Source organism: Paraburkholderia sp. BR13444, from assembly GCF_040948755.1.
Taxonomy (GTDB): Bacteria; Pseudomonadota; Gammaproteobacteria; order Burkholderiales; family Burkholderiaceae; genus Paraburkholderia; species Paraburkholderia youngii.
On record NZ_JBFPKM010000005.1, the window covers coordinates 148,688 to 161,511 of the forward strand.

12 protein-coding genes are annotated in these 12,824 nt (G+C 67.0%); 6 read left to right on the forward strand and 6 right to left on the reverse strand.

Annotation, left to right across the window (positions count from 1 at the left end):
• Positions 1 to 3 precede the first annotated feature (3 nt).
• The 6 genes from AB3X95_RS16455 to AB3X95_RS16480 form a co-directional block, all read right to left on the reverse strand.
• Entirely contained in the window at positions 4 to 1,002 is a 999-nt protein-coding gene (locus AB3X95_RS16455; RefSeq protein ID WP_176367500.1) for a RimK family alpha-L-glutamate ligase, read from the reverse strand.
• Positions 999 to 2,036 carry a methenyltetrahydromethanopterin cyclohydrolase gene (gene mch, locus AB3X95_RS16460; RefSeq protein ID WP_368621912.1) on the reverse strand — a complete coding sequence of 346 codons (1,038 nt, stop codon included), beginning with the start codon at positions 2,034 to 2,036 and terminating at the stop codon, positions 999 to 1,001. Before mch ends, AB3X95_RS16455 begins: the two co-directional genes overlap by 4 nt.
• The gene (locus tag AB3X95_RS16465; protein ID WP_368621913.1) at positions 2,002 to 3,222 is read right to left on the reverse strand and encodes an ATP-grasp domain-containing protein; all 1,221 of its coding nucleotides are present in this window, start codon (positions 3,220 to 3,222) and stop codon (positions 2,002 to 2,004) included. The genes mch and AB3X95_RS16465 overlap by 35 nt, the downstream gene beginning before the upstream one ends.
• Positions 3,223 to 3,233: 11 nt before the next feature.
• Complete coding sequence (locus AB3X95_RS16470; protein WP_176367503.1) at positions 3,234 to 4,160, reverse strand: NAD(P)-dependent methylenetetrahydromethanopterin dehydrogenase; 927 nt, start codon at positions 4,158 to 4,160, stop codon at positions 3,234 to 3,236.
• Between the two features lie 112 nt (positions 4,161 to 4,272).
• Positions 4,273 to 5,298: a beta-ribofuranosylaminobenzene 5'-phosphate synthase family protein gene (locus AB3X95_RS16475; protein WP_184226846.1), complete on the reverse strand. Its 1,026-nt coding sequence runs from the start codon at positions 5,296 to 5,298 to the stop codon at positions 4,273 to 4,275.
• 283 nt (positions 5,299 to 5,581) lie between these two features.
• Positions 5,582 to 5,980, reverse strand: a complete 399-nt coding sequence (locus AB3X95_RS16480) for a 4a-hydroxytetrahydrobiopterin dehydratase (RefSeq protein WP_176107517.1) — start codon at positions 5,978 to 5,980, stop codon at positions 5,582 to 5,584.
• 418 nt (positions 5,981 to 6,398) lie between these two features.
• On the opposite strand from AB3X95_RS16480, the gene AB3X95_RS16485 reads away from it, so the two are divergent.
• The 6 genes from AB3X95_RS16485 to AB3X95_RS16510 all read left to right on the forward strand — a co-directional run bounded on the left by AB3X95_RS16485 (position 6,399) and on the right by AB3X95_RS16510 (position 12,818).
• Complete coding sequence (locus AB3X95_RS16485; protein ID WP_176107519.1) at positions 6,399 to 8,216, forward strand: methanol/ethanol family PQQ-dependent dehydrogenase; 1,818 nt, start codon at positions 6,399 to 6,401, stop codon at positions 8,214 to 8,216.
• Between the two features lie 165 nt (positions 8,217 to 8,381).
• Positions 8,382 to 8,801: a c-type cytochrome gene (locus AB3X95_RS16490; RefSeq protein ID WP_013091077.1), complete on the forward strand. Its 420-nt coding sequence runs from the start codon at positions 8,382 to 8,384 to the stop codon at positions 8,799 to 8,801.
• Positions 8,802 to 8,832: 31 nt separating this feature from the next.
• The gene (locus AB3X95_RS16495; RefSeq protein WP_368621914.1) at positions 8,833 to 9,744 is read left to right on the forward strand and encodes a substrate-binding domain-containing protein; all 912 of its coding nucleotides are present in this window, start codon (positions 8,833 to 8,835) and stop codon (positions 9,742 to 9,744) included.
• Positions 9,741 to 10,517 carry a hypothetical protein gene (locus AB3X95_RS16500; RefSeq protein ID WP_368621915.1) on the forward strand — a complete coding sequence of 259 codons (777 nt, stop codon included), beginning with the start codon at positions 9,741 to 9,743 and terminating at the stop codon, positions 10,515 to 10,517. Before AB3X95_RS16495 ends, AB3X95_RS16500 begins: the two co-directional genes overlap by 4 nt.
• 7 nt (positions 10,518 to 10,524) lie before the next feature.
• Entirely contained in the window at positions 10,525 to 11,529 is a 1,005-nt protein-coding gene (locus AB3X95_RS16505; protein WP_176120585.1) for a LysR family transcriptional regulator, read from the forward strand.
• Positions 11,530 to 11,795: 266 nt separating this feature from the next.
• The gene (locus tag AB3X95_RS16510; protein ID WP_176120586.1) at positions 11,796 to 12,818 is read left to right on the forward strand and encodes a MoxR family ATPase; all 1,023 of its coding nucleotides are present in this window, start codon (positions 11,796 to 11,798) and stop codon (positions 12,816 to 12,818) included.
• The last annotated feature ends 6 nt before the right edge of the window (positions 12,819 to 12,824 follow it).

Sequence of the window (12,824 nt, forward strand, 5' to 3'; positions counted from 1 at the left end):
CGCTCAAGCCCGGCGCTGCGGAGACTGCACGGGCAACCCGGCGCTAGCGGCTTGCTCGGCTTGCTCGTTCGCGCGGCGCTGCGCGGCGAGCTTGCGATCGAGCAGATCGTCGACCAGCGCTGCGGCGACATCGAGCGGCACGACCGACTGCAAACCCCGCCACGCGGCCACGCCGTTGACTTCGAGCACGAGCGGCAGCGCGGCGTCGTCGGGATTCGGGATCAGGTCCACGCCCGCGTAGTCGAGCCCGAGCGCGGCGGTGGCGCGCACGGCGGTCTGCGCGAGCGGGACCGTCAGCTCGTCGGCCTCGCAGCGCGCGCCTTGCGCAACGTTGTGAATCCAGCCCTTGCCGCCGCTGCGCCGCATCGCCGCGACCGCCTTGCCGCCGATCACGAGCACGCGCCAGTCGAAGCCGGGCCGGGCGCCGGCAACGAAGCGCTGCAGATAAGCGACGTGCCGATAACGCGCGAGCGACGGCAGCGGCGCGAGCAGCCCGCCGCGCGCGCCGAGCCGTTTGAGCCCGTGGCCTTGCGAGCCGAACAGCGGCTTGAGCACGACCTGGCGGCCGGCGGCCGCTTCGCGCATCAGGACGCGTTGCGCGAACGCGGCGGACTCGCCGGCCCAGGTGGCCGGTGTCGGCACGCCGGCGCGATGCAGCAGGAAGCTCGTCATCGACTTGTCGACGCTGCGCTCGATCGCGCGGGCGTCGTTGTAGACCGGCACGCCCGACTCGCGCAGCGCGTGCAGGATGCCCAGGCGAAGCGTCACCTGCTCGAAGGTGCCACCGGCGATGCCGCGCACGAACACCGCATCCGGCAGCGTGCGGCCGAAGCCCGGGATCACGAGGCCGTGCGGCAGCCACGTGGTGTCGATGCGGCAATCCGCGAGATCGACGCAACGCGCTTCGGCGCCGCGCGCGCGGAACGCTTTTTTCAACCGGCCGGTGTGCCAGCCGGTTTCGTCGCTCATGATCGCGATGCGCAGGCCCGCTGTGATCATCATCGCGCGACGGGCTCGCCGCCCCACTGTTGGCGCAGCAGGCCGCCGTCGAGCTGGCCGCCATGATAGGTCGCGCCGCTTTCGAGGCTGCTGACCCATACCTCGGCGGGCGCGAACAGCGCGGGGTCGATCTGGTAGAAGTCGAAGTTGACGGCCGTGAACACCTCCGCGAACGGTCGGCCGTAGTCGCGCGAATGGGTGGACGGCAGGGTGTCGGCGAGACGTCGCGCGATCTCGTCGTGCCGGACCGTCAGATGCACGCGGCCGCCGTACAGGATCGCGTCGTTGGTGCGGCCCATCGCCTGAATGCCGTCGGGCGCGGGCGGCGGCAGCGGCGCCGAGCCCGTGCCGGCGACGATCTCGTCGAGCGGCACGCCGAGCACGTGCACCTTGTGCAGCGCCACTTCGACGACGCGGGCCACGACCTGTACCGTTCCCGCGACAGAGTGTGTCGGCGTGACGATCAGCGTCAGGTGGTCGGGCGCGAGGCCGCAGTCGTGCAGCACCTTGTCGATCACGACCTGCGGCGGCAGACGGTCCACTTCGAGCACCAGCGCGCCGCGTTCGTGGCGGTCGCGATAGCCGAGTTCGTCGAATAGCGGTTCCTTGACCGCGAGCGCGCGCGCGGGCCCTGAGCCGAGCGAAAAGAACTTCTTGCCGCCGGTCTGCTCCCCGGTCGCCGACAGGCTCCAGCCCGCGTACTGGCTGCCGAGGCAGGCGAGCACCGGCGCCGAGGTGCTGACCTCGAGCATCGTCGGCCACAGCGGCGCGGCGTCGAAGTTCGCGCGTACCGCGACGCTGCCGAGACCGCCCATGCAGATGCGCGCGATCAGCACGCCGGCGTCGAGACTGCCGCGGGCGTCGACGCCGGCATCGGCGATCACGGTGCCGGCGGGCGTACGAGTGAGCGCGACGCCGAGATGTGCCGCCTGATCGACGAGCCGGGCGACGAGGCGCTCTGACAGCGCATTCACGCTCGGCGGCGCGGTGGGCGGGGATGTCTCAATGGGCGTGGAGGCAGGCATGGTCGGGTTCATCGCAGGTTTCGATTCGTTGGACGACGCGTTCGTGCTGCGCATCGAGCGCGGTGCGCACCGCGTCCGTCGACGCCGCTCGCACGAGCAGCGTGCAGACCGGCTGCCCGACGTCGATGCGGGTATCCGGCATCGGCACGTCGCGGCATTGCGGATCGCGCAGGCAGGCGTCGGAGAACGCCGCGGAGACGTTGAACGGCCGCTGCGCGAACAGCACCCGCTGGCCGGCGCGCCAGCGCGGCGCGCGGGCGAGCGCGAGGCTCCCGGCCGACGGCGCGCGGCCGTGTCGGCACGCGTCGAGGTGGCAGGCGAGCAGGCCGGCTGGCCACGCATCGGGCGACGCGGTTTCGTAGAGCGCCATCGTCGACGAAGGGCGCGGGTTGATTTCGAGCACGTCGAACGAGGTACCGTCCGACAGAAAATCGCAGCTGTTGATGCCGACGAGGCCGGTGCTTGCGCATAGCGCGTCGAGCGCTTGCTGCACGAGCGCAACGAACGCTGGCGGCAAGTCCATCGGCCCGATCGAGCCCGCATGCACGAAGCGCAGATCGTCGATCGCGCAGGTGAGCTGCTCGGCGAAACCGATCAGATGCGCGCGGCCGTGCGCGCCGATGAACAGCGCCGACAGCGAGCGGCCCTGGCCAATGCGCTGGAAGTAGCCGTGCGCGGAGGCGGTCGTCAGGTCGATAGAGTCGGCGGGCTGGATATGCGTGCCGCCACAGCCATCCGCCTGCTTGAATAGCCAGCCCTCGGCTGTCGCCGGCCGCTCGAACGACACAGCCGGATGCCCGATGCGCAACGCGTCGAGCAGCGCGAAGAAACGCCGCGGCTCGCGTACGGCCGCGATCGCCTCGGCATCGTTGCCGAGAAAGCGCGGCAAGCCGGGTTCCCGGCACAGCTCAGGCATCAAAGCTTCGAGCCCGCTGCCGCAGATCCAGCCAAGCAGACCGGGCAGGCGCGCGACCCGCGCAAGCGCATCGACGAGCTGCGCCCGGTCGATCCCGAGCGCGCCATCACCGCCGCCGATGTCGAACCACAGTTCGGCGGCCTCGCGCGTGTCGCAGTCGCCGAAGATATCGAGCGCGGCGACATGCAGGCCGGCGCGCGCCGCGGACTGCGCGAGCAGGCGCGCGGACTGCCCGACGACCGCGACGATGGGCGCATGCATGAGCGGCCGGTGCGGCTTCATGACGGCCACTCTCAGCCGAGACCGGCCGCGACCGCGCGGGCCTCGTCGTAGGCTTCCGGGAAGCCCAGGTAGACCGGCTTGCCGCCCGTGCGCATGCGCATGAACAGGCGATGCTCGACCTGATACTTGACGTTGCCGATCGCGAGCGCGCCGATGCCGACCGCGCCCGCGTTCGGCACGCCGTCGATCGGCTTGCCATCGTTCATCACGTTCACGCCGGCGATGCCTTCGGGCGGCACCGCGTTGACGTCGGCGGCGACGAGCAGGCGTTTTGCATGCGCGAGGTCGTCGCGGCCGACCACCTGCACGCCCGCGACAGCAGTGGCAATCGCGATTTCCGCTTCGGCGAGGGCGCCGCGCAGCTCGTCGGACGTCGTGGTGCCGATGCCGTTGGTGACGATGCCGAAGCGCTCGTTCAGTTCGGCCGACGCGGCGAGCGCGCGACTGCGGTCGGTGTGGCTCGCGATCGTCACGTCGGCGCCGCGCGACGCGGCGATCGCCGCCGCGATGCGCCCGACCGCGCCGGCTCCGCCGAGAATCAGCACGCGCTTGCCGCCGAGTTCCACGCCGTGCTGCTTGCCCAGATGCCGCTCGACCAGCGCGACGAGCGCGGCCGCGGTCGTGTACGAACCGCTCGGATCGGCGAACACGGAGACCTCGAACGGCGGGAACATCGCGCGGCGCGCGGTGTCGAGCATGGCGACGGCCTGCATCACGTCGCGTCCGCCGATGAAGATGCCGGTGCGCGACACCCCCTTCGGGCCGCGCGAGAAGATCGCGTCCTGCGTGAGGTTCGCGACCATGCCGGCTTCGACGTTGCAATACGGCACGATGACCTGGTAGCCGGCGTCGGCGGCCATATTGACGTCGAACGGACTCATCTGCGGCGTGGCCGTGAACATGTGCAGGATGTAGGGCCTTTCAATGGTTTCTGACATGGAGGGCTCGTTGTAGTGGCAGTCTCGGGAAGGCGCGGGGCAACGCCGCGCCGCGCGTGGCAGCGCGTCAGGTGAGCGGCGGCCTGAGCGGCGACCTGAGCGGGGCCGCGCATCATGCGGCGTCGATGTGCGGCGCGCGCACCTCGGCGCCGCTGATCGCCGCGCCGCTATTGCGGCCCGCGACGACGCTGCATTCGATATGCGGCAGCGCGCTTGCTACGGCGCGCGCGGTCGCGAGCGCGCGCTCGGCCTCGCGCGCGTTCGCGAGCACCGCGAAGCCCGTCGGGCCCCACGAGGTCTGGCCGATGCCGGCGGTGCGCTCGGCGGCGACCGCGCGCAGCACGCGCTCAACGTCGGGACTCGCGAACACGCCGCCTTGCGCGCTCGCGAAGTATTCGCCGATGGTCTGCTGCAGTTCGGTGAGGCCGTGCGCGAACGGCGCGAAGTTATGTTCGGCGGCGCCGGGCAGGATCTGCATCAGCACCAGATGGCACAAATGCGCGGCGAGCCGCTGCGGAAACGGTGCGAGCGATGCGAGCGCGCTGCGTTCCTCGGCGCCGTGCAAGCCCTCGCGGCTGTTGTCGCTGACGAGCAGCACGCGCCACGGCTGCGGAAACGTCTGGCGCGACAGCAGCGGCGGCATGCTCTGGCGCAGATCGCCGGGCGGGCCGCCATCGAGCAGCAGGCCGCCGCACTCGAAGCCGAGTATGCCGATGCCCGAGCGCGCGCCGCGCCCGAGCAGGCTGGCGAGCTCGGCGCTCGTCGCCGGCTGGCCGACGAGGCGCGTGAACGCGGTGCCCACGGCGAGCGCCAGTTGGGTGCCGGAACCGAGGCCAGTATGGGCGCGTGGCGCCTCCAGCACGTCGATCGCGAGGGTCGCCGGCCCGTAGGCGGCCTGCAGCCGCGCGAGACTCAGCGCGATCCGTTCGCGCTCGGCCTCGCTCGCCACCCCGCCGATCTGCTCGCGCTCGGCGAGCCGCGCCTGGATCCGCGTGCCGTGCGTATCGATGACGAGCCCCAGGCTGCCGAACGCGCGCCCGAGCGACGCGTTCGGATCGAGAAAGCCCAGATGCAGCCGAGCGGGCGCATCGATCGTGATGGGGGCGCGTGGCGGCAGGCGGCGGAGCTGAAGCGGCATCTCGAGTGTCCTCAGGTGTCCTTGCGGGTGCGCGAAACCGGGTTCGGCCGCGGGGTGTGCGCAACGCGTCGTATCGCGTCGCGGGTTCCAGCGACAGTGCGCCCGGCGACGTCAAGCGAAAGCCGTACCAGGCGCGCGCAACGGCCACCGCAGCGGACTCGGCCCACGGGAACCTCTGAACGGGCGCGGCGCGCGCCACCCGGTTTCGCCGCTGCATGGACGCTGTGTGACGCCGAAGGCGCACTGTGTCACGCGCTGTTTCATCCGGCGGCAGGCGCGCGCGTCAACTGCCTTGCGCGGTTTTCGGCGCGTCGTACTTGATATAGCGGAAGCGCTGATCGTCGGACGGCGTGCCTTCTAACGGGCCCTCCTCGTGGCCGGGCTGCCAGTGGACCACCGATTCGATCTTCGTCGCGAGCGCGAAGTCCTTGTCGGTGATGCCCTTGGCGGTGTGCGTTTTGAGCTTCACGATCACGAACGCATACGAGACCGTCAGATCGGGGTGATGCCACGCGGCTTCCGCGAGGTGCCCGACGGCGTTGACCACCATCAGCGTTCCCTTCCAGCCCTCGGTGCGGTATTTGCGCCGCAGCCAGCCATCTTCCAGATACCAGTGCTGCAGCGGACCGACGAGGCGTTGCTGGATCTCTTCGTCGGTATAGACATGCTCGGTGTTTGCCATGGCGGTTAGCTCCTCGAATGCGCGAATCGTTCGCCGAACGAAGCTTCGTTGCAGGTGACAGGCCCGTGCTGCGGCGCGTGATTCGCAAAGGACACGATTCGTATCACGCAAGTGACACAGTATGTGCCGCATCGCGTGACGCAACCCCTTCAGCTTACCGCCGTGCAAGCATCGGCGTGCAACGCCCGTGTGCCGCGACAGGTCGCGCGTGCCGGATCGGCGGGCCACCGCACGCAAGAGCGGCAGCGTTGCCGCTATTCCGGCATGGAATATGCGTTGGCCGTTCATGCGTCGCGAAGCCCGACATCGAATCGGGATAGCGCGTTAATCGTTACCTGCAATCGAGAAGGCGCGCACGATGCGATGAGGTAGCGTGGGTCATTCGTGAGTTGAACAGCAGGACAATTCTGGAGGAGACATGAACTTACGCACTGTAGTTCTTGGGCTCGCGATCCTCGCATCCGCAGCCTTTAGCTCTCTGGCTGCGCAGGCCGATTCGCAGCTCGACGGACTGATGAAAAACCCTTCCAACTGGGCGGCCCAGGCGGGCGATTATGCGAATCACCGCTACAGCCCGCTCAAACAGATCAACGAGAACAACGTCGGCAAACTGCAGGTCGCATGGACCATGTCGACCGGCGTGCTACGCGGCCATGAAGGCGCGCCGCTCGTGATCGGCGACACGATGTATATCCACTCCCCGTTTCCGAACAAAGTTATTGCAGTCAACCTGAAGGATCAGACGTTCCTCTGGCAGTATCAGCCGAAGCAGGATGAACAGGTCGTCTCCGTGATGTGCTGCGACACCGTCAATCGCGGTCTCGCATATGGCGACGGCAAGATCTTCCTGCAGCAGGCCGACACCAAGCTCGTCGCGCTGAACGCGAAGACGGGCGAGGTGGTGTGGACCGCGCAGAACGGCAATCCGAAAGCCGGTGAAACCAACACCAACGCGCCGCACGTATTCGGCGACAAGGTGCTGACCGGTATTTCGGGCGGCGAGTTCGGCGTGCGCGGGCGTCTGATCGCGTACGACATCAAGACCGGCAAACCGGTCTGGACTGCGTACAGCACGGGCCCCGACAACGAAATGCTGCTCGACCCAGAAAAGACGATGACGTACTCGAACGGCCAGATGGTGCCGGTCGGCGCGGATTCGTCGGTGAAGTCCTGGAAGGGCGATCAGTGGAAGCTCGGCGGCGGCACCACATGGGGCTGGTATGCGTGGGACCCGAAACTCAACCTTGTTTACTACGGTACTGGCAATCCGGGCACATGGAACCCGACGCAACGTCCGGGCGACAACAAATGGTCGATGTCGATCTTCGCGCGCGACCTGAATACCGGCACGGCCAAATGGGTCTACCAGATGACGCCCCACGACGAATGGGACTATGACGGCGTCAACGAAATGATCCTGTCCGACCTGACGATCAACGGCAAGAAGGTGCCCGCGATCGTGCACTTCGACCGTAACGGCTTCGGCTACACGCTGAACCGCGAAACCGGACAACTGCTGGTCGCGCAGAAGTACGACCCGGCAGTGAACTGGGCCGATCGTGTCGATCTGCAAAGCGGCCTGCCGATTCGCAACGCGGCGTACTCGACGCAGGCGGCCGGGTCCGACCACAACGTGAAGGGCATCTGCCCGGCGGCACTCGGTTCGAAGGACCAGCAACCCGCGGCGTTCGATCCGAAGACGAGTTTGTTCCTCGTGCCGACCAACCACGTCTGTATGGACTATGAGCCGTTCGATGTCGACTACGTGTCGGGACAGCCGTATGTGGGCGCCACCCTGTCGATGTATCCGGGCCCGAACGAGGGCAACGCGATGGGCAACTTCATCGCGTGGGATGCGAGCAAGGGCAAGATCATCTACTCGAAGCCGGAGAGGTTCTCGGTATGGTCGGGAGTGCTGGCGACCGGCGGCGGCATCGCGTTCTACGGCACGCTGGAAGGCTACCTGAAGGCGGTTCGCATCTCGGACGGCAAGGAACTCTGGCGCTTCAAGACGCCGTCGGGAATCATCGGCAACGTCTTCACGTATGAGTATCAGGGCAAGCAGTACGTCGGCGTGTACTCGGGCATCGGCGGCTGGGCCGGCATCGGCATGGCGGCGGGTCTCGAGAAGCCGACCGAAGGCCTGGGCGCGGTCGGCGGCTATAAGGATCTCGCGAAGTACACCGCGCTCGGCGGCACGCTGTTCGTGTTCGCTATTCCTAACGAAAAGAGCTGAACGAACGGCTGAAATGAAAGGCTGAACCAGTGGGGCGGCTTGAACAGGCACGGCCGCCCCGTCAGCCTCGCGCAAAGCATTGAATTACCCCCACATCGCGCCCGTTGGCGGATGCGTCGCTGAAACGCATCGGGGCGCGGCTTTTTCCCAGATGGAGACACGTGCATGAAAGGCCGATCTATCCTGTTGCTCACCGCGTTGCCCGTAGCGCTCGTCATGCTGCCCGTCGGATACGCGCAGAACAATCCTTCGATTGCGCAGGTCGCGTACAAGGTAGTCGACGGTAACAAGGTCGACAGCAATACGCTGCAGGGCTGGAAGACGTGGCGCGCGCTCGCTTGCGAACGCTGTCACGGCGCGCAGCAGCAGGGCATGGTCGGGCCGTCGCTGATCGACGCGTTCAAGACGCTGGACAAGAACGAATTTCATCGCACCGTGTTCGGCGGCCGGGTAGATAAGGGTATGCCCGATTTCAGCGCGAGCCAGATGATGCAGAAGAACTGGGAAAATCTCTATGCGTATCTGAAAGGACGCTCCGATGGACAGATCAAGCCGGGCGATCTGCATGCCATCGACTCGAATTAACGCCGCGCCGTCATTGTTCCGGAGGCTCACGATGCGTGATAAGAGAAGCATGTCCGTGCATGTCAGCGTGCTCGCGGCCGCGTTGTGTGGTGCGGCGCTCGCGAGCGCCGCGGTCCGGGCGGATGGCCCCGCGCTGCCGAACAACGACGGCGCGGACGGCGTGCTCAGGGTATGCGCGGACCCGAACAACATGCCGTTGTCGAACGACAAGGGCGAGGGCTATGAGAACCGCATCGCCGCCCAGATGGCGAGCGACTTCGGCTACAAGCTCGAATACACGTATTTTCCGCAGCGCATGGGCTTCGTGCGCCACACGTTGCGCGAGAAGGCGGAGGGCAGCGAGCGCTATCGCTGCGACCTGATCATCGGCGTGCCGAAGGGCTATGACATGACGTCGACGACGCAGCCGTATCTGCGCTCGACCTACGCGATGGTGCTGCCGAACCGCCCCGAGTTCGCGAGTATCAAGACGCCCGACGACCTGCTGAAACTGCCGCCCGATCAGCTGCACAAGCTGCGCTTCGGGATCTTTTCGCAAACTCCGGCGGTGGACTGGCTGCTCGCCCACAACCTGATCGAACAGGCGGTGTCGTACCAGGTGCAAAGCGGCGATCCGGGCGTATACCCCGGCCAGATGATCGAACACGACCTGCACGAGGGCAACGTCGACGTGGTGTTCCTGTGGGGGCCGATCGCCGGCTACTTCGCCAAGCGCGCCGGTGATTCGGTCAGGCTCGTGCCGTTCCCGCCGCAGCCCGGCATCCGCTTCGACTACACGATTTCGATGGGTGTGCGCTACGGCGAGAAGGACTGGAAGGACAAGGTGGATCAATGGATCGGCGCGAATCACGACAAGATCGACAGCATCCTCGCGACCTACCAGGTGCCGATGCTCAAACCGGTCGACGCGCCGGCGGGCAAGCCCGGCGACGCATCGCAATGACGCGCGCGCGCGGCGCCTGGCTGCGCGCGGCACGCGCTGCGCTGATGGGGACGCTGTGCGTGCTGTGCCTCGCGCCGGCCGCAAGCCGTGCGGCAAGCCCGGCGAGCGCCGCGTCGGCGCCGGGCGGCGACGATATCACGCCGGCGGAGCGGCTGATTTTTCTGACCGATCATCTGCACGGCGTCGCCGCGCAGACCGAGCTCGACTACGCGCTGATCGATTCCGCGCAGCCGTCGCGCAGCACCGACGTCGTCAAGGTGCTGGTGGTCAGCGAGAACAACGCGAAGGGCGACGCACAGGTGACCGACCATACCGGCAGCGTGAACCTGCCGATCGGCGGCCTGCAGTGCAATCCGGCGATCATTTATTTCCTCGAACGCGACATCGCGGAGATGCAGGGTCTCACCGGCGGGCAGCGCCGCTATTTCCAGCAGCGTTTGCGTCTCGCGCTCGCCGCGGGGCCGCAGATCGAGAGCGTGCCGGGGGAGCTTGGCGGCAAGCCGGTCAGCGCGCGGCGCATCGTCGTGCAGCCTTATCTGAACGATCCGAACGGGGCGCGCTTCGCGCAATACACGGGCAAGCGCTACACGTTCGTGCTCGCCGACGGGGTGCCGGGCCAGGTCCTGCAGATTCGCACCGACGTGCCGGGCCCCAACAACGACTTTGCGCATCCGGCGCATTCGGAGTCGTTGAGTTTTCAATCCGCACTGAACAAGTTGCCATCGGGCAAGGTGCCGGCGAAGCCGTCGAATGCGCCGCGGGCGAGCCGTTGAGTCTTCGATGCAGAACGCGAGTTTCGCGACGAACCGGGTCAAGCTGAACTTCGTTCGCACGCTGACCCTGCGGCAGTTGCAGATCTTCGTCGTCGCTAGCCGCTATACGAGTTTCGCGCGCGCGGCCGAGGAGCTGCATCTGACGCAGCCAGCCGTGTCGATGCAGATTCATCAGCTCGAAGAGGCGGTCGGCCTGCGGCTGTTCGAGCGCGTCGCGCGCAAGCTCACGCTGACCGAAGCGGGCGAGGTGCTGACCCATCACGCGAGCCGCATTCTCGGCGAAATCAAGGACACCGAAGACGCGATGATGTCGCTGAAGCAGGCCGACAGCGGCTCGATCAACGTCGGCATCGTCAGTTCGGCGACCTACTTCGCGCCGAAACTGCTGGCGATGTACTCGCATCTGTACCCGAAGGTCGACGTGCATTTCTCGGTCGGCAATCGCGACGCGCTGCTGCGCATGTTGCAGGACAACGCGATCGATCTCGCGATCATGGGCCGCCCGCCGCCCGAACTCGATACGACGGCCGAGCCGCTCGCGAGCCATCCTCAGGTGGTGATCGCGCCGGTGCAACATCCGTTGTGCGGCGCGCGCCGCTTCGATCTGCAGGAGTTGAGCAACGACACCTTTTTGCTGCGCGAGCCGGGCTCAGGGACGCGCATGGCCGCCGAGGCGATGTTCCGTCAGCATCTGTTCACTCCCGCGAAAACCGTCACGCTCGGCAGCAACGAAACGATCAAGCAGGCGGTGATGGCGGGCATGGGCGTGAGCCTGATCTCGCTGCATACGCTGCAGCTGGAGTTGCGCACCGGCGAGATCGCGCTGCTCGACGTGAACGGCACGCCGATCGTACGAACGTGGCAGATCGTGCATCTGCGCACCAAGCAGCTTTCGCCGACCAGCGTGATGTTCCGGCAGTTCCTGCTCGAACATGCGGCGGTGCATCTGGAGCAGGAATATGCGCAGTTTGCGGGGGTGTTTGCGAAACGACAGGTCGGGGCGCAGCGGTAGCGCGATGCGTGCGTTGCGTGCGGCGCGGCGCGAGCGCGCTCGTCGGCTTGCTGATTAACGATGCGTAATAGGCGGCATCGATGGCACAGTCTGTACCCGTCTGTCGTGACAGGCTGCCAACTTTTCGCATTCGATTTAACTCTTGCGTCCCGCGCGTGCGAGCGGCATAAACCATGCTTGAACGGAAGGCTGGCGAGTCTTGAAGCGCGTCGACGTTCGGGCGTCGCGCAAATAAACGCCAGCCACCACGGAAGGGGATCGCAGCGATGGTTTCTGGCGAGCAGCTTCAGGACTGGCGTTCTCACGCCCAGCAGATCGAAAACGAAGTGGCGAGAGTCGTCGTCGGTCAGCAGCAAACGCTGAGGCTCATCAACGTCGCGCTGTTCGCACGCGGCCACGTGCTGCTCGAAGGCGGCGTGGGGGTCGGCAAGACGACCGTGTTGCGGGCGTTCGCGCGTGTGGTCGGCGGCGATTTCGAGCGCGTCGAAGGCACGATCGATCTGATGCCGGGCGACCTCGTCTATCACACCTATGTCGACGCCGACGGCAAGCCGCGTATCGAGCCCGGCCCGCTGCTGCGCCACGGCGAGCAGCTGACCACCTTCTTCTTCAACGAGATCAATCGCGCCCGCCCGCAGGTGCAATCGCTGCTGCTGCGTGCGATGGCCGAGCGTTCCGTGTGGGCGTTCGGCCGCGAGCATCGCTTTCCGCACATGACCGTGTACGCCGACCGCAACAAGGTCGAGAAGGAAGAGACCTTCGAGCTAGCGTCGGCGGCGCGCGACCGCTTCCTGTTCGAGCTGAACATGCCGACCCCGACCGACGAGGAGGCGCGGCGCAGCCTCGTGTTCGACACGAGGTTTCATGACGTCGACGACCTGCTCGCGCAACTGACACCGTCGATCGTGGCGTGGGAACAGTTGAACCGGATCGGCGCGGCGATCCAGCAGGGCGTGCGGGCGAGCGAGACGATCGAGCGCTATGTGCACGACATCTGGCAGGCGACGGAAACGCCGGCGCGCTTCGGCATCGCGCTCGACGGCGTCGACATGGAGCAGCTGATTCTCGCGGGCGCGAGTCCGCGCGGCATGAGCGCACTGGTGCGGGCCGCGCGCGTGGTCGCGTGGCTCGCGGGACGCACGCATCTGCTGCCGGAGGACATCCATGAGGTGCTGCTGCCGGCTCTGGGTCATCGCGTGTTTTTCACGCCGATCTACGAGCTGCGCCGCCAGGAGCTGGCCGAGGCGCTGATCGCGCGGATCGTCGCGAACGTCGCCGTGCCTCGCTGAACGCCG

What these genes read in the sequence shown, in the direction of transcription:
- AB3X95_RS16455 (WP_176367500.1), bottom strand. Translation starts at nt 1,002, where the DNA reads ATGATGATCACAGCGGGCCTGCGCATCGCGATCATGAGCGACGAAACC.
- mch (WP_368621912.1), bottom strand. Translation starts at nt 2,036, where the DNA reads ATGAACCCGACCATGCCTGCCTCCACGCCCATTGAGACATCCCCGCCC.
- AB3X95_RS16465 (WP_368621913.1), bottom strand. Translation starts at nt 3,222, where the DNA reads ATGAAGCCGCACCGGCCGCTCATGCATGCGCCCATCGTCGCGGTCGTC.
- AB3X95_RS16470 (WP_176367503.1), bottom strand. Translation starts at nt 4,160, where the DNA reads ATGTCAGAAACCATTGAAAGGCCCTACATCCTGCACATGTTCACGGCC.
- AB3X95_RS16475 (WP_184226846.1), bottom strand. Translation starts at nt 5,298, where the DNA reads ATGCCGCTTCAGCTCCGCCGCCTGCCGCCACGCGCCCCCATCACGATC.
- AB3X95_RS16480 (WP_176107517.1), bottom strand. Translation starts at nt 5,980, where the DNA reads ATGGCAAACACCGAGCATGTCTATACCGACGAAGAGATCCAGCAACGC.
- AB3X95_RS16485 (WP_176107519.1), top strand. Translation starts at nt 6,399, where the DNA reads ATGAACTTACGCACTGTAGTTCTTGGGCTCGCGATCCTCGCATCCGCA.
- AB3X95_RS16490 (WP_013091077.1), top strand. Translation starts at nt 8,382, where the DNA reads ATGAAAGGCCGATCTATCCTGTTGCTCACCGCGTTGCCCGTAGCGCTC.
- AB3X95_RS16495 (WP_368621914.1), top strand. Translation starts at nt 8,833, where the DNA reads ATGCGTGATAAGAGAAGCATGTCCGTGCATGTCAGCGTGCTCGCGGCC.
- AB3X95_RS16500 (WP_368621915.1), top strand. Translation starts at nt 9,741, where the DNA reads ATGACGCGCGCGCGCGGCGCCTGGCTGCGCGCGGCACGCGCTGCGCTG.
- AB3X95_RS16505 (WP_176120585.1), top strand. Translation starts at nt 10,525, where the DNA reads ATGCAGAACGCGAGTTTCGCGACGAACCGGGTCAAGCTGAACTTCGTT.
- AB3X95_RS16510 (WP_176120586.1), top strand. Translation starts at nt 11,796, where the DNA reads ATGGTTTCTGGCGAGCAGCTTCAGGACTGGCGTTCTCACGCCCAGCAG.